The 20,469-nt window shown below is 47.4% G+C and carries 21 protein-coding genes and 3 pseudogenes; 17 read left to right on the top strand and 7 right to left on the bottom strand.

Annotation, left to right across the window (positions count from 1 at the left end):
* Positions 1–49 precede the first annotated feature (49 nt).
* The 10 genes from rfaD to waaA all read left to right on the top strand — a co-directional run bounded on the left by rfaD (position 50) and on the right by waaA (position 9,536).
* Positions 50–994 carry an ADP-glyceromanno-heptose 6-epimerase gene (gene rfaD / locus CS022_RS09610; RefSeq protein ID WP_129122098.1) on the top strand — a complete coding sequence of 315 codons (945 nt, stop codon included), beginning with the start codon at positions 50–52 and terminating at the stop codon, positions 992–994.
* Positions 995–1,053: 59 nt separating this feature from the next.
* The gene (lpxM, locus tag CS022_RS09615; protein WP_129122099.1) at positions 1,054–1,992 is read left to right on the top strand and encodes a lauroyl-Kdo(2)-lipid IV(A) myristoyltransferase; all 939 of its coding nucleotides are present in this window, start codon (positions 1,054–1,056) and stop codon (positions 1,990–1,992) included.
* A 14-nt stretch (positions 1,993–2,006) separates the two neighbouring features.
* Entirely contained in the window at positions 2,007–3,791 is a 1,785-nt protein-coding gene (locus CS022_RS09620; protein ID WP_129122100.1) for a polysaccharide deacetylase family protein, read from the top strand.
* Positions 3,784–4,350 (top strand): acyltransferase, encoded by a 567-nt coding sequence (locus CS022_RS09625; RefSeq protein ID WP_129122101.1) that lies wholly within the window; start codon positions 3,784–3,786, stop codon positions 4,348–4,350. The genes CS022_RS09620 and CS022_RS09625 overlap by 8 nt, the downstream gene beginning before the upstream one ends.
* 29 nt (positions 4,351–4,379) lie before the next feature.
* Positions 4,380–5,420, top strand: a complete 1,041-nt coding sequence (waaF, locus tag CS022_RS09630; protein ID WP_129122102.1) for a lipopolysaccharide heptosyltransferase II — start codon at positions 4,380–4,382, stop codon at positions 5,418–5,420.
* Between the two features lie 116 nt (positions 5,421–5,536).
* On the top strand, positions 5,537–6,487 hold the full coding sequence (locus tag CS022_RS09635) for a glycosyltransferase family 2 protein (protein ID WP_129122103.1): 951 nt from the start codon (positions 5,537–5,539) through the stop codon (positions 6,485–6,487).
* Positions 6,468–6,875, top strand: coding sequence for a GtrA family protein (locus tag CS022_RS09640; protein WP_129122104.1), 408 nt, complete (start codon positions 6,468–6,470; stop codon positions 6,873–6,875). Before CS022_RS09635 ends, CS022_RS09640 begins: the two co-directional genes overlap by 20 nt.
* A gap of 25 nt (positions 6,876–6,900) precedes the next feature.
* Positions 6,901–7,197 (top strand): hypothetical protein, encoded by a 297-nt coding sequence (locus CS022_RS26200; RefSeq protein WP_235869368.1) that lies wholly within the window; start codon positions 6,901–6,903, stop codon positions 7,195–7,197.
* Entirely contained in the window at positions 7,161–8,204 is a 1,044-nt protein-coding gene (locus CS022_RS09645; RefSeq protein ID WP_235869370.1) for a 3-deoxy-D-manno-octulosonic acid transferase, read from the top strand. Before CS022_RS26200 ends, CS022_RS09645 begins: the two co-directional genes overlap by 37 nt.
* A 69-nt stretch (positions 8,205–8,273) precedes the next feature.
* Positions 8,274–9,536 carry a lipid IV(A) 3-deoxy-D-manno-octulosonic acid transferase gene (gene waaA, locus CS022_RS09650; RefSeq protein ID WP_129122105.1) on the top strand — a complete coding sequence of 421 codons (1,263 nt, stop codon included), beginning with the start codon at positions 8,274–8,276 and terminating at the stop codon, positions 9,534–9,536.
* On the opposite strand, the gene CS022_RS09655 is transcribed toward waaA, so the two are convergent.
* Positions 9,533–10,261 carry a 3-deoxy-D-manno-octulosonic acid kinase gene (locus CS022_RS09655; RefSeq protein WP_129122106.1) on the bottom strand — a complete coding sequence of 243 codons (729 nt, stop codon included), beginning with the start codon at positions 10,259–10,261 and terminating at the stop codon, positions 9,533–9,535. The two genes, waaA and CS022_RS09655, sit on opposite strands and share 4 nt — an antisense overlap.
* 105 nt (positions 10,262–10,366) lie before the next feature.
* Between CS022_RS09655 and CS022_RS09660 the strand changes: the two genes are divergently transcribed.
* The 3 genes and pseudogenes from CS022_RS09660 to CS022_RS09670 all read left to right on the top strand — a co-directional run bounded on the left by CS022_RS09660 (position 10,367) and on the right by CS022_RS09670 (position 13,209).
* Positions 10,367–11,425, top strand: coding sequence for a glycosyltransferase family 9 protein (locus CS022_RS09660; RefSeq protein ID WP_129122126.1), 1,059 nt, complete (start codon positions 10,367–10,369; stop codon positions 11,423–11,425).
* On the top strand, positions 11,422–12,195 hold the full coding sequence (locus CS022_RS09665; RefSeq protein ID WP_129122107.1) for a glycosyltransferase family 2 protein: 774 nt from the start codon (positions 11,422–11,424) through the stop codon (positions 12,193–12,195). Before CS022_RS09660 ends, CS022_RS09665 begins: the two co-directional genes overlap by 4 nt.
* 217 nt (positions 12,196–12,412) lie before the next feature.
* Positions 12,413–13,209 (top strand): annotated as a pseudogene (locus tag CS022_RS09670) (glycosyltransferase family 2 protein).
* Between the two features lie 34 nt (positions 13,210–13,243).
* Here CS022_RS09670 and CS022_RS09675 read toward each other — a convergent pair.
* On the bottom strand, positions 13,244–14,275 hold the full coding sequence (locus CS022_RS09675; protein WP_129122108.1) for a glycosyltransferase family 9 protein: 1,032 nt from the start codon (positions 14,273–14,275) through the stop codon (positions 13,244–13,246).
* A 181-nt stretch (positions 14,276–14,456) separates the two neighbouring features.
* On the opposite strand from CS022_RS09675, the gene coaD reads away from it, so the two are divergent.
* Positions 14,457–14,960, top strand: a complete 504-nt coding sequence (coaD, locus tag CS022_RS09680) for a pantetheine-phosphate adenylyltransferase (RefSeq protein WP_129122109.1) — start codon at positions 14,457–14,459, stop codon at positions 14,958–14,960.
* A 48-nt stretch (positions 14,961–15,008) separates the two neighbouring features.
* Here coaD and mutM read toward each other — a convergent pair whose 3' ends face one another.
* The 5 genes from mutM to radC all read right to left on the bottom strand — a co-directional run bounded on the left by mutM (position 15,009) and on the right by radC (position 17,712).
* Positions 15,009–15,818: a bifunctional DNA-formamidopyrimidine glycosylase/DNA-(apurinic or apyrimidinic site) lyase gene (gene mutM / locus CS022_RS09685; protein ID WP_129122110.1), complete on the bottom strand. Its 810-nt coding sequence runs from the start codon at positions 15,816–15,818 to the stop codon at positions 15,009–15,011.
* Positions 15,819–15,821: 3 nt separating this feature from the next.
* Positions 15,822–16,313 carry a hypothetical protein gene (locus tag CS022_RS09690; RefSeq protein ID WP_129122111.1) on the bottom strand — a complete coding sequence of 164 codons (492 nt, stop codon included), beginning with the start codon at positions 16,311–16,313 and terminating at the stop codon, positions 15,822–15,824.
* Positions 16,314–16,428: 115 nt separating this feature from the next.
* Positions 16,429–16,599 carry a 50S ribosomal protein L33 gene (gene rpmG, locus CS022_RS09695; protein WP_129122112.1) on the bottom strand — a complete coding sequence of 57 codons (171 nt, stop codon included), beginning with the start codon at positions 16,597–16,599 and terminating at the stop codon, positions 16,429–16,431.
* 13 nt (positions 16,600–16,612) lie between these two features.
* The gene (gene rpmB / locus CS022_RS09700) at positions 16,613–16,849 is read right to left on the bottom strand and encodes a 50S ribosomal protein L28 (RefSeq protein ID WP_129122113.1); all 237 of its coding nucleotides are present in this window, start codon (positions 16,847–16,849) and stop codon (positions 16,613–16,615) included.
* Between the two features lie 188 nt (positions 16,850–17,037).
* The gene (radC, locus tag CS022_RS09705) at positions 17,038–17,712 is read right to left on the bottom strand and encodes a RadC family protein (protein WP_129122114.1); all 675 of its coding nucleotides are present in this window, start codon (positions 17,710–17,712) and stop codon (positions 17,038–17,040) included.
* A gap of 275 nt (positions 17,713–17,987) precedes the next feature.
* Between radC and coaBC the strand changes: the two are divergent.
* The 3 genes and pseudogenes from coaBC (at position 17,988) to slmA (ending at position 20,454) form a co-directional block, all read left to right on the top strand.
* Positions 17,988–19,209, top strand: a pseudogene (coaBC, locus tag CS022_RS09710) (bifunctional phosphopantothenoylcysteine decarboxylase/phosphopantothenate--cysteine ligase CoaBC).
* Between the two features lie 2 nt (positions 19,210–19,211).
* Complete coding sequence (dut, locus tag CS022_RS09715; protein WP_328590340.1) at positions 19,212–19,667, top strand: dUTP diphosphatase; 456 nt, start codon at positions 19,212–19,214, stop codon at positions 19,665–19,667.
* 197 nt (positions 19,668–19,864) lie between these two features.
* Positions 19,865–20,454, top strand: a pseudogene (slmA, locus tag CS022_RS09720) (nucleoid occlusion factor SlmA).
* Positions 20,455–20,469: the final 15 nt, after the last annotated feature.

Genomic DNA, 20,469 nt, shown 5'->3' on the forward strand with positions numbered 1-20,469 from the left:
AACACTCTGCATGGGCGAGTGTTCTCATTGTATGATAATAGGTGAAAGTATGATTATAGTAACTGGTGGCGCTGGCATGATTGGCAGTAATCTGGTTAAAGCGCTTAACGAGCAGGGCTACAATGACATTCTGGTTGTCGACAACCTAAAAGACGGCACCAAGTTTGTTAATCTGGTCGACCTCGATATCACCGATTACATGGACAAAGAGGACTTCCTGACCCAGATCATGGCAGGCGATGATTTCGGTCCAATCGAGGCTGTCTTTCATGAAGGTGCTTGCTCTGCCACCACGGAGTGGGATGGCAAATATATGATGCTCAACAACTATGAGTATTCTAAAGAGCTGCTTCATTATTGCCTTGAGCGTGAAATTCCATTCTTGTACGCCTCGTCGGCGGCAACCTATGGTGGCCGTGATCGTGACTTCATTGAGGAGCGCGAGTACGAGGGTGCATTGAATGTTTACGGCTATTCAAAGCAGCAGTTTGATAACTACGTTCGTCGCCTATGGCTTGATGCGGAAGAGCATGGTGAAACGCTATCTCAAGTAACCGGTTTCCGTTACTTCAATGTATATGGTCCACGTGAACAGCACAAAGGCAGCATGGCCTCTGTCGCTTTCCACTTAAATAGCCAAATTAAAGAAGGCAACAAAGCGAAGCTCTTTGAAGGCAGTGACCAATTCAAGCGTGATTTCGTTTACGTGGGTGATGTTTGTAAGATGAACATTTGGTTCTGGCAAAACGGCAAGTCTGGCATCTTCAACTGTGGAACAGGCAGTGCTGAACCTTTCCAAGAAGTCGCCAACGCAGTTTTGAAACACCACGGTAAGGGTGAAGTTGAAATTATTCCTTTCCCTGAGCACCTAAAAGGTCGCTACCAGACTTTTACGGAAGCTGACCTGACCAAAGTCCGTGCTGCTGGCTATCAAGACGATTTCAAAAACGTCGCTGACGGCGTGGCTGAATACCTGTCAATTATCAATAAATAACCTTTTCCTGTGCGGGTGAACACCCGCACTCTCACAACCTAGCCTATTACTGCTTATCTATGAGTCATTCGACACCATCAGAGTATTCGCCGAAGTTCGAGTGGTCTTTTCTGCACCCCAAATACTGGGGGAGCTGGATAGGGATTGCCCTTGCCGCCTTAATGGCGTTTGTCCCCTTCCGTATCCGGGACAAAATCGCAATGTTATTAGCAAAACAGTTGGTCAAGCTAAATAACAGCGCCAAACGCCGCGCGGTCATTAACCTTGCGCAATGTTTTCCAGAAAAATCGGAACAAGAACGCCATCATATTCTCGAACAAAGCTACATGAATGCTGGCTGCATTTTGTTTGGGTTTGCGACCATTCTGGTACGAAGCAAAGCTTATCTGGCCAGACGAACCGTATTTCACGGTGACCAAATCCTCACCGAATTGGCTGAAAACGGTGAGAAGATAATTCTGCTCGTCCCTCATACCTGGTCTATCGATTATCCAGCGGTTCAGCTGGCTTCACGCGGCTTACCCATTGTTGGACTGGTAAAAAAACAATCCAACCCACTCAATGATTGGCTGATGAATGTTCAGCGTCTCAAGTATGGTGGTTGTATTCACGAAAGATCGACAGGAATAAAACCGTTTCTCAAGTCGATCCGCGAAGGCTTTTTGGGTTATTATTTGCCCGATCAGGACCACGGACGTGAAAACAGTGTCTTCGTTCCCTTCCTTGGCGCAGAAAAAGCCACGCTGGCAGGCCTTGGCAAACTGGCACGATTAGGCAAAGCCAAAGTGGTGCCACTGATGTCTGCCTACAATCGCGAAACAGGCAACTTTGAAGTCATTGTTAAACCACCATTGGAAAACTTCCCTACCGGGGACGATGAGCAGGATGCACGGATCATGAACAGTCATCTGGAGGCATTCATTACCTCGGCACCGGAACAGTACATGTGGATTATCAATTTGCTTCGGACCCGACCCGACGGTAGCGAACTTTATTAAATGGTATCTCACCCATGAATATTTTAATGGCGTTGTCACAGCGTGAAGTGACCGGGGCAGAAGTCTATGCCACCACTGTCGGCGATGCATTAACCGAACGCGGACACAACGTCTTTTATGTGTCAGATACGCTGACCAAACCCCACAAAGGGCCGTTTTTTTCACTGCGATTTAACAAACGCAGTGTGCCACGTCGTTTCTGGCACGTCGGCTATCTGATTTACCTGATTAAGAAGCATAAGATACAACTGGTACACGCCCACTCACGTGCTTCAAGCTGGAGCTGTCACGTCGCCTGTAAGCTCACAGGCACCCCAATGGTCACAACAGTGCATGGCAGGCAGCCTGTCCATCGTTCACGTAAAAAATTCCATGCCATGGGTAACCGTGCATTACCTGTATGTGAAGCGATTTATACGCAGTTACTTGAGGATTTGGATGTGCCTCCTGACACCATGACGGTCAGTCGAAATGGCATCAGTACAGATCGTTACCAGTGGACAGACGCGCCTGAAAATACCAAAAAGGTCATTTCGATTATTGGCAGGCTCAGCGGCCCAAAAGGCGATCTTTGCTTCCGTCTTTTGGATGAATGCCTGGATCTGGAAAAATACGACGTTAAGATTGTGACAGGTACGCAACCCACAGAGCGTTTTGATAGATTCAAAACCAAAGCTGATTTTGTTGGCTACGTCGAGGATGTACCGGGCATGATGGCGAAATCTGATCTCGTGATTGGGGCCGGACGTGTTGCCATGGAGTCACTTCTTTGCGGAAGACCGACCTTTGCGATTGGAGAAGCTATCTCTATCGGCCCCGTCACCGAAGAAACCATTGAACATGCAATGGCCACCAACTTTGGCGATATTGGTCCAAAAGACTTAGACATTGATTTTTCAATGATCGCTCAGCAAATCGAACAAGCGCTTTCTTCTCCTCACTGTGAAAAGACGGTCACTGAGAAGGTCAAAGATAATTACGACCTCGATAATATCGTCACTCAACTCGAAGACATTTACCAAACGGTGTATGTCCGAACACGTAGACGTGAAATACCCGTATTGATGTATCACAGGTTCTCAGACAGCGAAGAGAGCCGCAGTGACATGGCGCCTTATATCGACATTGCAATGTTTGAAAAGCACCTCAAGCTGCTAAAAAAACTGGGCTTTGAAACACTGACATTTGCAGATATCCAGAAGAACGGATTGATATCTCGCCTTGAAGAAGGCAAACGCTACTGCATGATCACAGTGGATGACGGTTTCAAGGACAACTTGACTCTGATGCTTCCACTGCTCAAGAAGTATAACTTCAAGGCAGTTGTCTATGCAGTGACAGGTATCGACTACAACAAGTGGGATGTCGAACACCCCGATACACCAGAAAAGCGCTTTGACTTGATGAATCCAGCTGAACTGAAGGAACTTTCAGATTCCGGCCATGTCGAAATTGGCGGTCATACATTGACGCACCCACATCTGGATAGACTTCCTAGAGAAAAACAACATGCAGAAATCACGGAAAATAAAAATCAGTTAGAAGAGCTATTGGGCTACCCACTTGTCTCTTTCGCGTATCCATACGGTGATTGGAACGATGACAGTCAATCATTGGCAAAAGAGGCGGGATACCAATTTGCCGTCGCAACAAACAGTGGCCCATTGGCCTTTCATGAAGAACCCTTTTTAATCCGTCGCATAGGTATCTACCCGGGTACTGATGTGTTTGGATTGTTTAGGAAAGTAATTGGCAATTACCTGTTCAGAAAAGTAAAAGATGAGACGTACCATGGCTGATTTCATGACTCTCCTATCCTTCAAGCTAAGGAATAGAGTGCGCATTGATAGTGGTAATACAGTCCACTTTGGAAATAACAATCGGATTCGAAAGTGTATAGTCGATATTCATGGCGCAGGAAACACTTTGATTTTCAAAGATGGCGCCAACCTTAGAGGTGTGCACTTAGAGTTGATAGGCAATAACTGTACTCTAACGATAGGTAAAAACTGTGTAATCGGTGAAGAGTGCTACTTTTCATGCCGAGAAAAAGGAACGAACCTCACTATTGGGGACAACTGTATGTTCTCACGTAATGTGAAGTTGATGACTAGTGACGGCCATGACGTTAGTCAAAATGGTATCCGTATAAATCCGGCTGAGAATATTGAGATTGGCAGTCGCGTTTGGCTCGCTGACAATGTCACTGTGCTAAAAGGTTGCTGTATTGCTTCGGGAAGCATTGTAGGTATAAATTCCATTGTCACAAAAAATATCCCCTCAAACTCGGTTGCTGTTGGTTGCCCAGCAAAAGTCGTAAAGTCTGAAATCTCTTGGGACGAAAAGCTAACTTTTTGAAGCCAGCGTCAACATAGAGAGTATTAACAATGAAGACAAAAATATTAATTATCGGACCATCTTGGGTTGGCGATATGGTGATGTCGCAGAGTCTGTACATCACCCTTCGAGAACTAAACCCTAACTGCTTGATTGACGTTTTGGCGCCAGCTTGGTGTCGACCTGTGCTTGAGCGGATGCCTGAAGTCAACGAAGCGCTGGAAATGCCTTTTGGTCACGGAGAGTTCAACTTATCCGGCCGCTGGAAACTGGGAAAAAGTCTCAAAAGCAACGACTACACACATGCGTTTGTCCTACCTCGTTCAGCTAAGTCTGCCTTCATTCCATTTTTTGCTGGCGTGCCAAACCGAACTGGGTGGAAGGGAGAGATGCGTTATGGCCTGTTAAATGACATACGCGCTGATAGGACTGTTTTTCAGTACATGGTAGAACGCTATGTTGGGCTGGCCTATCCCAAAGAAGTCATGATGGACAAGACAGAATTCCGTACCATCAAGCACCCTTCACTTCGAGTTGACGAAGACAACCAAACCGATTGTCTAAAACGCTTCAATATTTCAGACACCCCTATCGTCGGCATTTGCCCCGGTGCTGAGTTTGGGCCGGCTAAGCGTTGGCCTGAAGCACATTATACAAAAGTGGCAGAAACACTTATCCGCGAGGGTAATCAGGTTTTGTTGTTCGGTGGTCCCAAAGACAACGATGTTGCACAGTTGATCAAAGGTGCGTTGCCAGAAGAGCTTAAAGAGAGGTGTTTCAACTTGGCGGGTGAAACAAGCTTGGTCGACGCAGTGGATTTACTCGCAGCATGTCATACCGTGTTCTCTAATGACTCAGGTCTTATGCACGTTGCGGCGGCTGTCGGCGCTAACATTGTCGCAATTTATGGTTCCAGCTCCCCCAAGTACACGCCACCACTTTCTGAAAATGTGCAAATGGTGAATACGGATATCGCGTGCAGACCTTGCTTCAAACGAGAGTGTCCGCTTAATCATCTCAAATGCCTGACCGAATTATCTGTCGAGCATGTCATCAAAGCTTACCGAGATCTGCCGCAATTAGGACATTGATCTGCGTAACATTACGTAATCACTCGGCGAAAATTACCATCTAAATCGGTATACTCACCCTCAGCCCATTTACTAGCCAGAGTGATACGTCATCACTCAGTGTCACGGAGAAGAACATGAGCCAGGCTCCTGTCATTTCGATTGTATGTCCTTGTTTTAATGAACAGGAAGTTCTTGAAACGTTCACCTCAAAAATAACGGATATTCTCTCGACTACCGGGTACACCTACGAGCTACTTTTCATCAACGATGGCAGTAAAGACAATACCTTTTCAGTGCTCAAGAAACTTCAAGGTGAGAATCGCCATATCCGTATTATCAATTTATCGAGAAACTTCGGTAAGGAAGCGGCGATGACCGCAGGACTGGATCAAGCCCTCGGTGAAGTCATTATTCCGATCGATGCCGATCTGCAAGATCCTCCTGAACTCATCCATGATTTTCTGCTTGAATGGAAAAATGGCTACGATGTTGTTGTCGCCAGACGAAAAGACAGAAGTAGCGACTCTCTGGCAAAAAAGATTACTGCCAGTCTTTTTTATAAGTTCCACAACTCGATAGCTCAGGTGGAAATCCCCGATAACGTCGGTGACTTTAGGTTGATCACCAGAAAGGTTGTGACGGCAATTCAACTGCTTCCTGAAAACCAGCGTTTTATGAAAGGCATCTTTTCTTGGGTTGGCTTTAACACCAAAGTGGTGGAGTATACGCGTGCACCCCGCGCAGCCGGTGAGACCAGTTTCAATGGTTGGCGGCTTTGGAATTTTGCTCTCGATGGCATTACCAGTTTCAGTACAGTCCCGCTTCGAATCTGGCTTTATATTGGACTGTTCATTTCATTCGCATCATTCATATACGGCAGCATTATCATCCTAAAGACATTGATAATGGGCCATGATGTTCCCGGTTACCCTTCACTGATAGCCGTTGTCCTCTTTCTAGGTGGCATCCAATTGGTTGGGCTAGGTGTCATGGGTGAATACATTGGCAGGCTGTATATAGAATCAAAGCGAAGACCCACTTACATCCTTGAGAAAGATACCAGCAATGAAAAAGACGCTGAATAAACTGCTCGAAATCAGAGTCATCAGGTACGGTTTAACAGGTGGGTTAGCCACCTTCACCCATGTTGCTATCGCCTTTTCAATGCTGCACTTCTTCACCCCTTCGGTCTTTCTCGCCAATGTGGTGGGGTTTTGCTGCGCGTTTATTCTCTCTTACCTGATGCAGTCTCTGTTTGTCTTTCAACATGCGTTAACCTTGAAAAACGCACAGCGCTTTTTCATCGTCCAATTCGCCGCATTACTGACAGCGCAACTGATCAGCGAATTATTCAGAGACACTAACAGCTACCTGAGGGTACTTCTGGTGGTTTTACTCTTGCCAGCAATCACTTACCTCATCCATAGATTCTGGACTTATCGTCAGGACACTGGCTCACCCATTTCCAAATGACTTATCGACTCGGAACTGCCTAATCATGAATCAGGACCACTTCCTAAACCGTTATTTTACGCCGTTTTACATGGGCGCACTGCTGATTGGCACGCTGCTGGCAGTTATCTATGCCAACAATCAAATACTAACTGGCGATCAGACACAAATGCTGGACAAAGGCTACCTCGGCGCATATCAAGGTATCTGGCAGGCGTTTGGCAATGCTGCAAGTGCCGTTGGTAATGTGCCTGGCTCTTTATCGGCTGTGATTGTCGGCGGGCCTCTGGTCCTGTGGGACAGCCCATGGGCTCCAATGGCCCTGTTAATTGCATTGAGCTAGTCTCGTTTCTGCTGTTTGATGCGGTTATCAAATGCATCTTCTCTCAGCCCGTCAGACTGGCATTTATGGTGCTGTATTGGTTAAACCCATGGCTGCTCTACGACAGCCTGATGTACAACCCGTCCTACCTTTGTTTCTTTACCGCTTTGCATTTTTGGTCGGCGTTTAAGATGCGGCATCAGGCCTCATTCATCTATAGCTTTTTGCATGTCGTCGCAATTGGTGGAACCATGCAACTGCACTACTCTTGGCCAGTTCTTGCTGTGATGTCGATGTACCTTTTTTACCGCAGAATGATACATATTTCGTGGGTTGGAGCAATTTCAGGCGGGCTGGCAATTGTGGCGTCGTTAATTCCTTATCTACAAGAATACATGGCCAACGACAGCATCAGCCGTGAGAGTGACCGCTATATTGGCTACGGCGCTGTGCATGTATACCCGGTACTGAAAGCTGTGCTCTACTGGCTTCGCTACGGTTCAACGCTCTTTTCTAACCGTATCATTACTGATGCGTCGTTTGACTGGCTGACAACTGTGAGTTGGTTACAGATGGTGATTCAGTACTGCTGGCAAGCGGTATTATTTGTTGTTGGTGCAATCACTGTTGTAGTTTCAGCAAAGCTTAACTGGAAATACTGGAAGGTCATTAAGCCAACCATAAAGCGTCAACATGTGATTGAGGATGATACTCACTGGCTACTTCTGTTTGCGCTGGCAACCGTTATAGGAATTATTGTCAGTGCCATGTTATCGCCCATTACCTTTTCATACTGGCATTTGATACTGACTTATCCGCTAGCACTGATACCCTTGCTGGTGAAAGCACAAAGCTGGCAACAGAAAAAGCCTGAGCGTTTTACCCAGTTACTTCTTGGTCTGGCAGGCTTCTTCCTTATCATCAATCTGGTGGCATCACATGACAGTGATAAATACTCTTATAAAGTGAATTACGCTGATCAGGTAGAAAGCCGATTGATTGATATTGGGCTGCAACCACAGCAATAATCTAAAAGGGGCCCGCAATAGGGCCCTTTATAGTAAACTGACGCCAATTTAACGATGACAGGTATGATTGTGCGGATCGTTTACACCTTACTGCTTATTCTTGCTGCCCCTTTTCTGTTATTTGGGCTCTACAAAAGCAAACCGGGGAAACCACCGATTGGTAAACGCTGGCGAGAGCATTTCGGGTTCGCTCCTGCTATTTCATCAGACTCACCGCTCTGGTTACATACGGTATCCGTCGGAGAAACCATTGCTGCAAAGCCTTTATTACTGGCACTTCGCAAGCAACACCCTGACCTTCCGATTTTAGTGACCACCACGACCACAACGGGCGCGGCAATTGCAGAAAAGCTAGGGCATGACATCGAACATAGATATATGCCGATCGATTTTGCATTCGCAGTGCGTGGCTTTATTAAGCGTATAAATCCGCGAGCACTGGTTATCATGGAAACCGAGCTATGGCCTAATACCCTTGCTACGGTATCTGGTGCCAATATCCCGGTTGTTGTGATGAATGCAAGATTGTCCGAGCGCTCAAAAAGTCGCTATCAGCGAGTTCCTCCCTTCCTCAAATTACTGACAAAGAACATTGATCATATTGCCTGTCAATTTAGAGAAGATGCTGAAAGATTTGCGGATTTGGGTTTCAAGCCCGAACAGCTCTCAATCACAGGTTCGATCAAATTCGACTTGCCGCAGTTTGATAATCAAATGCCTGACGTTGTCTCTCTCACCGAAGAAATAGCCGGGAGACCAGTATGGATCGCGGCAAGTACGCACCCGGGGGAAGACGATATCTTGCTTCAAGCTCACAAAGCGCTACTGGATAAAGTACCATCTGCATTAATGATCTTGGTACCTCGTCATCCACAGCGTTTTGATGACGTTTATACGCAGGCACAACACATGGGGTTTGATGTTGTCCGCCGGAGCAGTGCTGAACGAGTATCGCCAAGCACGCAGCTTTATCTCGGTGATACCATGGGTGAGATGATGAAGATGTTCGCCGTCAGTGACATTGCCTTTATGGCTGGCAGTCTAATTGGTGAAAAGGTTGGTGGTCATAACCTTTTAGAGCCCGCTTCCCTCGCCAAACCGCTGCTTACCGGGCCAAGTTACTACAATTTTCAAGTGATCGGCGATCAGCTGATAGAAGATGGAGCCTGCCAGATTTGCAGTACCAGTGACGAAATTGCTACTGCGTTAACCGCTGCTTTCAATGCTCCACAAGAAAGAGAGCAACAAGGGCTCCAGGCGCTATCGATTGTCGAAAGTAACCGCGGCGCTGTAGGTAAAACGCTCAAGGCTCTCGCACCCTTTATTGGCTAGTTGCCATAGCCTTTGAGTAGTTGCAGCCAGTTATCTTCCTGCCAATGAATACCAAAGCGGTTTTGTTCTTTCAGGAACGACCGCTTGAGCCGCGCAAGATTATCAGACTTCCAGTTGTCGCCCGCTTTCTGACCGCATTTGTCAAAGTCAATTAGCCATAGTGCGCCATGACCATCCAACAAGATATTGTGAATATTCAGGTCGGTATGACAGATATTCATATCATGCATACGACGAACTAATTTCCCAATCTCTTGGTAAACATCGTCCGATAACTCGCTACGTTGAAGGACTGCAACTAAGTCTTTCGCATCATTGATTTTTTCGACCACTAAATCAGCTCGATAAAACAGGCCATTTCGAATAACCCTTGCAGCTATTGGACGAGGAACAGGCAGCCCTGCAGCCTTCATCAGCGACAACAATCTAAATTCTTTCACAGCACGGGTCTGCTCCCAGCCTGTGAAAAGGTATTTGTCTTTTACCAACTTCCTGAATAACCCGCCGCGAATGTAATGACGCAGCGCTACTGCAAACTTTTCAAACTGAACAAACCATGTTGTTCCCCTTCCCTGTGCAGATCCAATCACCGCCCCTTCCTGCTGCCAAAAATCAATATCAAAACAGCGTTCAGGCTCGGTTGTCACCCACTCAGCATCAAACCATATCTGGGTATTGCCAAGGATGACTTTTTGCTCGTTGTTCGAAGGGCGTTTTTCTTGCACGTTAAGCCTGCTGATTGGTTATCGGTGTGTTGGAATTCGCCAGTATTTTACATTGCATGGTCGTCACTGCATAATCTGTCGTTCTCAATTCAGATAAGCGACATCATGGCCCTGTTTTCTTCTGCTCCTGATTCTTTATGTATTCTCCGATTGTCAGCCATCGGCGATGTCTGCAACGCCATTGCAGCCGTTCAGAGCATTCAACGACAATGGCCAGAGACCAAACTGACCTGGATTGCAGGAAAAGCAGAAGCGTCGCTGATAGCGCCCTTGATGCCGGATGTTGAAGTCATTACCTACGATAAAAGAGCTGGCTGGCAAGGCGTAAAAACCGTCTGGAATATCCTGAAAGGCAGACGATTCGATGCCCTGCTACACATGCAAACAGCCCTTAGAGCCAGTGTTCTGTCAATCGGCATCAAAGCCCGCTACCGCCTTGGATTTGATAAAACCCGCGTCAGCGATTTACAACAGTGGTTTACCAATGTAAAAGTGCCATCGCCAGAATCACTTCACGTGTTGGATGGCTTTATGGCATTTGCTGAGACACTGGGCGTCAAACCCGAAACGCCAAGATGGTCAATAACCTTGCCAGATCAAGATACCGCTTGGGCGTCAGAAATGATTGGCGATACACCCACACTGATTATTGCGCCAGCAGCCAGCAAAACGTTCAAGAACTGGACGGCTGAAGGTTATGCTGCAGTGATAGAACATGCAGCATCACTTGGTTTTCGTATCCTACTCGCTGGCGGTCCAGGAAAATCAGAGCTCGAATTGGGTGAAAAGATACAACGTCTTTTGAGCGTTAAAGTAGACAACTTGATAGGCAAAACCACGTTACTGCAAATGGTAGCTCTTGAGCAGCAGGCAAAATTGGTGCTAGCGCCCGACAGCGGCCCCGCACATTTAGCCAATGCCATCGGCACGCCTGTTATTGGTCTGTACGCACACCATAACCCTGCCAGAACAGGTCCTTATCGGTGGCGTGACTATGTCGTCAGCGTCTATGAGGACGCCATCCTAGCGGAAACGGGGAAAACGCCCGCCGACATTGCATGGCGCACTCGGGTAAAAGACGAAAACGCCATGCAGCGCATCACACCGGAAAACGTCATCAACACCTTTGACAGACTACTTAAAGATAAGGAATTGCAGCCATGAGCCGCGCGACCATCAGTGCCATCATCATTACTAAGAATGAAGAAAAAATCCTGCCTGAGTGTCTAGCGTCACTCGACTGGGTAGACGAAATTATCGTCGTTGATTCTGGCAGCACCGATCGCACTGTCGAGATTGCTGAAAATGTTGGAGCCAAAGTACATGTAAATGATGAGTGGCCGGGGTTTGGCAAACAAAAACAACTGGCACAAAGCTATGCCACTCAAGATTGGATTCTGGCGATTGATGCCGATGAGGTTGTATCAGAGGAACTAAAACAAAGCATTCTCCGAGAACTGGAATCTCCCAAAGACAACACCCTTTTTATCCTCAGAAGAAAAACGTGGGTATTTGGTCGATTTCTCAATCACTCGGGCTGGTATGACAAAATTGTTCGCTTCTACCCAAGAACACTGACTGGTTATAACGATGCGCTGGTTCATGAAAAAATCATCGAACCTGCCAACGGCAAAAAAGACACCTTACAGGGCGACTTACTGCATTACTCCTACAAAGACCTTAATAATTACCTCGTCAAATCAGCGGGATACGCCAAAGCATGGGCTGACACCCGGGAGCAGAAAGGCAAGAAAACCAGTATCAGCCAAGGGATGATTCATGCCATCAGCTGCTTTCTGAAAATGTATGTTCTCAAACGCGGCTTTTTAGACGGCAAACAAGGGTTTTTAATTGCTGTTTTATCGGCACACTCAACGTTTGTGAAATATGCAGACCTTTGGATCCGCGCCAACGACGAAAGGCATTCTAAGTAACACCCCTATCAGTGCAAGAGGCCCTCTCCCTTCCACTACGCCTCACGCGGTACACACTCTTGCACTGAGTATCATAATACTGATACGCAAAAATAGAACAAAAACTCTTACCTAAATTCATTAGCATGTAATCAATGAAATTCTGGCACTTAGTCAGCAAGCTCTGCTATTCGTTAAGTATCGAAAATGAAAAATGGACTCCCTCTAGGACAATACCTTGCCAGAAAGACACTCAATCAGCGCAATCATTATCACCAAAAATGAAGAGAACAGGCTCCCTGATTGTCTGCGCTCATTGCATTGGGTTGATGAGATTATAGTGTTGGACTCTGGTAGCTCAGATAACACGCTTTCAATCGCCAAAGAGGCGGGGGCTGAGGTGTTCGTCAATACAGACTGGCAAGGCTACGGCAGACAAAAGCAGCGTGCGCAAAGCTATGCTACCAAAGACTGGATCTGGCAATTGATGCTGACGAAGTGGTCTCTGATGAGCTAAAAAACAGTATTCTCACCATGCTAGAAAACCCACCTGAAAACACTTTGGTTGAGGTCAATGAGCTGACTTGGGTATTCGGTCGCTTTCTACGTTATTCGGGTTGGTATTACAGTCATGTCCGTGTGTACCCGAGAGAATACACACACTATAACGATGCTTTGGTGCATGAAGGGGTGGTTCGCCCTAAAGGCGCAAAATCCTTGGTACTCGGGGGCGCGTTACTCCATTACTCCTATCAGGACCTTAATCACTATCTGGTCAAGTCCGCTCACTATGCAAAGGCGTGGGCCGACATCCGTGAGGCGAAGGGAAAGAAAAGTAGCCTGTCTCAGGCGATCGTGCATGGTATTGGCTGCTTTTTGAAAATGTATGTACTCAAGCTGGGTTTTCTGGACGGCAAGCAAGGCTTCTTAATTGCACTTTTGTCGGCACACTCCACCTTTGCTAAATATGCCGACTTATGGATTCGTAATACTGACAGTCGCTACCCAGACCAATCAGACAGCTCACGCAACTAAACCTTTAAACCATCGAAGCCATTTCATCGACGCGTTAACGGCGCATAAAGCCCAACACATCTCCTACGATTTCATTAACCTTGATACGCGACATATCAGACGCAACATCTTTGTCTTTATCAGCGTCTGGCGCAAAAGCAACATGCCGTCCCTTGCTGTTAATCGTTCTCCAGCGAAGAGGCGTGGCACTTCGTTTATTCGGATAGAACCCGACGGTAGGTACATCAACAGTTGCCGCGATATGAAGAGGTCCCGTTGACCCTGCGATGAAAAAGGATGCGCAGGCGATGGAGCAGGTGAAATCTTGTAGCCCGGCATTTTTATCGTACACCGTCGCATTTACCCTGTCCGCTTTTAATAAGCTCTGAAGCTCTCTGGCCTTTTCCTTTTCACCCGGTCCAGCGGTGAGCACGACTTCCATTCCCTGCTGGGACACAATGCCCGAAATCAGCTCACGATATTGCTCAAGAGATAAGTTGTTGGCCGAGCCGCCACTGCCTGCATGCACAAATAGCCAAGGTGAGGCCACATCAATATTCAAAGAAGCAGCCAGCTTTTCGCGCTGGATATCAAGAGTTAGAGGATCGAACGTCAGATATGGCGCTTCAGGTTCAACAATTTTTTTACCCAGTTTCGTCAAAAAAGCCCGAATCAAATCGAGGTTGTACTCATACTCTGGCTTCTCTGAGCGCGAACGCCGTTGTGTGATTCTGTGATTGTACAAAAACTGCCAGATTTTAGTGGCAGGTGCTAAACGGAAAGGAATTCTCGCACCCCACATCAGCTTGGCGTTGTACGCATCAGAGAAAAGGCAAATAGAGGCATCAAATCCGGCGGTTTTGACAGCAGATAACAGGGTCTTTTGCTGGTCTTTATCCGCATTTTCGCCGCAATCGACAATAACCTCATCAATCCATGGGCAAAGGGTTGCCAATTCTGCGGTATATGAAGGAACCAGCGCCGTAACCTCTGTGTCTGGCAGACTTTGCTTTAGCATCGCAAACGAAGGCCATGCCAGCATAAAATCACCAATCTTATCGTTACGGACTACCAGTACTTTTTTCATTTCAGCTTCCACAGAGAAAAATTCAGGGCAAATAATACCTGAACCGGACAAAGATGCGAGTGAACTTCGGTTATCTCTCAAGAGTGTGATTGCACGGGTAAACCCTCATGCATGTGAAGACACAATCAGAAAATCGACGTCATTTTTGTTAGTATCAGACCAGAAATAGCCTAAGCAGGACATGACTGTGAGCAAGAAACAAGTTACCCGTGTGATTTACCCGGGCACCTTCGACCCTATTACCAATGGTCATCTCGATCTCGTCGAACGTGCAGCCTCAATGTTTGATGAAGTGATTGTTGGGATCGCCGCAAGCCCGAGTAAAAAGCCGCTTTTTAGTTTGGAAGAGCGTGTCGCCCTGGCTGAGGACATTATCCAGCACCTGAAAAACGTCAAAGTGGTTGGCTTTTCCGGTTTGTTGGTCGATTTTGCCAAACAATATGACGCCAACATTTTGGTTCGTGGATTACGTGCAGTCTCAGATTTCGAGTATGAATTCCAACTCGCCAACATGAACCGACGATTAATGCCAGAGCTAGAAAGTGTCTTCCTGACTCCATCGGAGGAAAACTCATTCATTTCTTCCACACTGGTCAAGGAAGTTGCACTTCATGGCGGTGATACCAGCGGCTTTGTTGCAGCAAGCGTTCTGGCAGCCCTAAAAGGGAAGTTAGGCAAAGCCTGATCAATAAGCCCGCGACGTAACGCGGGCTTATTTCGATATTGGAGTTACCTAAATCTGACAGTTCGGACAAAACACCGTCGCGCGTTGACCGATCTTCACGCCTTCAAGCTCTTCACCACATACCGGACATGGCTTACCTTCTTTGCCATATACCTGTAACTCTTGAGCAAAGTAACCCGGCTTGCCATCAGTCTGGGTAAAGTCTTTCAGCGTTGTTCCACCTTGCTTAATAGCAGTGGTAAGCACTGACTTGATCACCGCAACCAGCTTCTCAGCCTCTTCACGAGTCAGTTTACCCGCAGGTCGCTTAGGATGAATACGTGACGTAAACAGTGATTCATTGGCATAAATATTCCCGACACCGACAACCACTGCGTTATCCATAATGAAAGACTTCAATACGGTACGCTTGCCGTTTGCTTTTTCAAGCAGATACTCAACGTTGAAATCATCAGTCAACGGCTCCGGGCCCAGCTTGGCAAGCGCTGGGTGATCGCTTCCTGCTTCTTGCCACAACCAAGCACCGAAGCGCCTTGGGTCGTTGTAGCGAATCAGCTTGCCGGACGCCAAGTGCAAATCAACATGATCATGCTTTTCAGGGGCCGTGGCATTGGGTAATACTCGAAGACTGCCTGACATACCGAGATGCACAATTGCATAGCCGACAGGCGTATGAAGTAAGAGGTATTTGGCCCTTCGTTCAATGGCAGTGATCGTCTGCCCTTCAATATTTTTGATGGTTTCAGGCACAGGCCATCGCAACTTGGGCTGACGTACCTCAATACGAGTGACTATCTGCCCCTCGGCGTGTGGGCTTATTCCCAGACGACTGACTTCAACTTCCGGTAACTCTGGCATAATTTATTGGGCCGTAATATCAGGGAGGAGATAGTTTTGATCAACGGACACTGCAAGCCAACGATCTTCCCAATTCTGTAATAACCAGAATTTATCGAGACGGTAAAAGGTGAGACGATAAGCCTGCTGTTGCTCGCCAATGATCACGTTAAGGGTCTCAGGATTGGTCAGCCCTGGCTTCATTTGTTTAAGCATACCTTCATTGATAACTGTACCAGACAGGGTGATCCATCGATTAGCCAGCTCATCGGCAGAAACAGACAATGGTCGGTCAGATTGCCACTTTCCATCATCGTAGAGTCGAAATCCATTAAATTGCAATGCTTTCACACGCACCGCATCAGGCAGAAGACTAATCACACCCGGCTGAGCTTTCTCACGTTCGGCATCGGCGAGCTTCGCACGAAAATATTCAGGCAAAAACATCAGGCCGATAAAACAGACAATACCGATGATAAGCACATTATTCCATGTCCGGCGGGACATTTTATTCATAACACCACCCCTTACATTCCTTTCCAACCAGTATACGAAGAGCTGGCCGGGATACGTGAATGACAGACATAAAAAAACCCAGCCTAAGCCGGGTTTTTCATGAAACGAAAATCAATTACTTGATTTTAGCTTCCTTGTAAACAACGTGTTTGCGAACAACTGGATCAAATTTCTTGATCTCAAATTTGCCAGGCATGTTACGTTTGTTTTTGTCGGTAGTGTAGAAGTGACCGGTGTCAGCAGTAGATACCAGACGAATCTTCTCACGTGCGCCTTTCTTAGCCATTTTCTAAGTCCTCTTAAACGTTTTCACCGCGGGCACGGATGTCAGACAGAACTGCATCAATACCTTTCTTGTCGATGATACGCATGCCTTTAGGGGTCAGGCGCAGTTTTACGAAGCGGTTTTCGCTTTCTACCCAGAAACGATGAGTTTGCAGGTTTGGCAGAAAACGACGCTTGGTGGCATTTTTAGCGTGTGAACGGTTGTTACCCGTTACAGGACGCTTGCCAGTTACTTGGCATACTCGTGACATGAATGTCTCTCCAAATCGTTTCAGCTCGATATCAACCTTGTCCAGTAGTCCTGCAAAATCAAGGTCAGGCTCAAGGTCAAGGCTATCAAAGGTGGCGCATTATACTAACTGAGATGGCGTTGCTCAAGTCCCGAGCAGATCCTTTTGTCGTTTTTTAGGCGTTTTTTCGTCTGAATGGTGAAAAACTCTTAAATCCAGCCCCTTTCAGCGAATGACACCACGCAACCATCTCCAATAACCATATGATCGAGTAATCTAATGTCGACTAAGGATAACGCATCCGCGATCCTGTCGGTGATCACTCTGTCTGCATGGCTGGGTTCAGCAATACCAGACGGGTGATTATGCGCTAAAATCACCGCGTTGGCATGCAATTCTAACGCACGACGCACCACTTCTCTCGGATAAACACTTGCGGCATTGATAGTGCCTTCAAACATCACCTCGTCTTTAATCGGACGATTTTGGTTATCAAGAAACAGCACCAGAAACGCTTCTCTTACCCTGTCTCTGAGTTTAGCCCGTAAAAATCTGGCGGTATGAGACGGGCTGGTCAATGCATCTTCTCTTTCCATCACTTCTTCAAGATGACGACGGCTGAGCTCTAATACCGCTTGAAGCTGCGCATATTTGGCGCTTCCAAGCCCCTTGCGTTGGCTGAAAGCGTGAAGGTCCGCATTCATTAATGATCTCAATGACCCAAAGTCTTCCAACAGATAGGCGGATAATTCAATGGCATTCATTCCCTTTACGCCTGTGCGAAGAAAAATTGCCAGTAGCTCAGAGTCGGAGAGCGACTCTGCCCCTTTTTGCAACAACTTTTCTCTGGGTCTGCAATCGGCTGGTAGGTCTTTTAATGACATGAAGGCGGCTTCGGCTGGTGAATAATTGCGCAGAATTACCTTTTAGAGGGGGCATTCAATTTTTTGCTATCAGGGTGCGAGAGAGTTTTCGGCAAACATTACTGAGCATCACCTTGTTTACATCAGCCATTTACACCTCTCACAACCGGATAGAAAGCTTTCGTTATCGCTTTGATCGGACGCGATGCTATGAGCAGTTCTGAACGGCCAAACGTCATCAAAAAGCGTTTTATGGTATCTTTCGAAGGAGTAGATAATTCAAAGACCAATTAGATATGACGACAAACATAGCCCAGAATCTTGCCGGAAAGCGGATAGTATTGGGGATGGGTGGCGGAATCGCTGCCTATAAATGCGCTGATCTGACTCGCCGCCTTGTTGAGCGCGGCGCGGACGTCCGTATCGTGATGACCCACGCTGCGAAAGAATTCATTACACCTCTTACCCTGCAAGCCGTATCGGGGAACCCAGTTTCTGACAGCCTTCTCGACCCCGCAGCAGAAGCCTCAATGGGCCATATTGAGTTAGCTAAATGGGCGGACTTAGTCGTCGTTGCACCTGCCACTGCCGACCTGATGGCCCGCATAGCGCATGGCATGGGTAACGATCTGATCACGACCATTTGTCTTGCCACAGCGTCGCCTGTTGCCATTGCACCTGCCATGAACCAACAGATGTACCACGCTATTGCCACACAGGAAAACCTGGCAACGCTTATACGCCGAGGACACCCTATCTGGGGCCCGGCAGTGGCTCGCAAGCCTGTGGCGACACAGGGTTGGGAAGAATGCTTGAACCAATGGAGCTGGTGCAGGCCGTTGAAGAACACTTTGCACCTGGCGATCTCGACGGTATCTCTCTGCTTGTCACAGCAGGGCCAACACGCGAAGCCATCGACCAGTGCGTTATCTCACCAACCATAGTTCAGGTAAAATGGGGTTCGCTATCGCCGAGGCGGCGGCCAAACGCGGGGCCAAAGTCACCTTGGTCAGCGGACCGGTTAACCTCAATACACCAGACGGCGTCTCACGCATCAACGTTGAAAGCGCACAGAACATGTATGACACGGTAATGGACGAGGCAGCCAATCACACAATCTTTGTTGCCTGTGCCGCAGTTGCCGATTTCAGGCCCGCTGAGGTTGCCAGTCAGAAGATGAAAAAGAAAGATGGCAAAGACGACATGCACATCGAACTTGTCAAAAACCCAGATATCGTCGCATCGGTCGCTGCAATGACAGATGACCGTCCATTCACAGTCGGCTTTGCAGCCGAGACCCAGGATGTGGAACAATACGCGCGGCGGAAGCTTGAGAAGAAAAATCTCGACCTGATCTGCGCTAACGATGTGTCTGTGCAAGGACAAGGCTTCAACAGCGACCAGAATTCCCTTCATCTATTCTGGCCAAAAGGCGACAAAGCTATCCCGCTGGCGAGCAAGCAAGAAATTGGTGATCGGCTTGTCAGTGAAATTCATACGCTCTACTGCGGAAACTAATAATGAAGAAAATTGATCTGAAAATACTCGACCCACGCGTCGGTAACGAGTTCCCCCTGCCAGCCTATGCAACAGAAGGATCTGCGGGCCTGGATTTACGTGCCTGCCTAGATGAGTCACTCACGGTAGAGCCGGGTCAGACACACCTCGTCCCGACAGGTCTAGCAATTCACATTGCAGACCCATCGCTGGCAGCCACTATCTTACCTCGCTCAGGACTTGGCCATAAGCACGGTATTGTACTGGGTAATCTGGTCGGCTTGATTGACTCTGATTATCAAGGCCAGCTGATGGTGTCTGTTTGGAACCGTGGTCACGATACCTTTGTCATCGAGCCGGGCGAGCGTATTGCACAATTAGTGTTTGTGCCTGTTGTTCAGGCCGACTTCAACATTGTTGAAGACTTTGATGCGTCAGACCGTGGTGAAGGTGGATTTGGACACTCTGGGACCAAATAAGGTCACACGCTCATATCAAGATCATAAAACGCCACAATCAGCTGGCGTTTTTTTGTGGTAGAACCGTGTTTTCCTTGCTCTGGCTGGCAGTTAACTGCCCGACTTCGCGCATTATTCTTTTAATACAGCGGTCGGATGGATAATATAGCTGCACCAAAGACGTCAACCTCATCAGAAACGCAAAGGAACTATCTATCATGGCCGGTCAAAAGAAGCATAACCGCCGCGAAGAAATCCTTCAGGCACTGGCACAGATGCTGGAATCTACTCAAGGAAGCCAACGGATCACCACGCAAAACTGGCCGCACAAGTAGGTGTGTCAGAAGCAGCCCTGTACCGTCACTTTCCCAGCAAAGCCCGGATGTTTGAAGGTCTGATTGAATTCATAGAAGAATCTCTGATCACCCGTATTAACCGCATTCTTAACGAAGAAAAGGACACGCTTGTCCGCTTGCGTCTTATCATCCAGTTATTACTGGTATTCGGAGAACGTAACCCGGGCTTGACCCGTATTATGACTGGCCATGCATTGATGTTTGAACAAGACAGACTGCAGGGCAGAATCAATCAGCTATTCGAAAAAATTGAAAGTCAGCTTAGACAGGTATTGAAAGAAAGGCGTTTACGCGAAGGAAAAGGCTTCCCCGTCGACGAATCCGTGCTCGCCGCGCAACTGCTCACACAGGTAGAAGGCAACTTTAACCGTTATGTTCGCTCAAGTTTCAAATACGCCCCTACTGCAGACTTCGACCAATACTGGCAAATGCTTAACTCGCAAATCGCCTGAATTAACGCATCAATA

The sequence above is a fragment of the Veronia nyctiphanis genome, from assembly GCF_004116385.1.
GTDB lineage: Bacteria > Pseudomonadota > Gammaproteobacteria > Enterobacterales > Vibrionaceae > Veronia > Veronia nyctiphanis.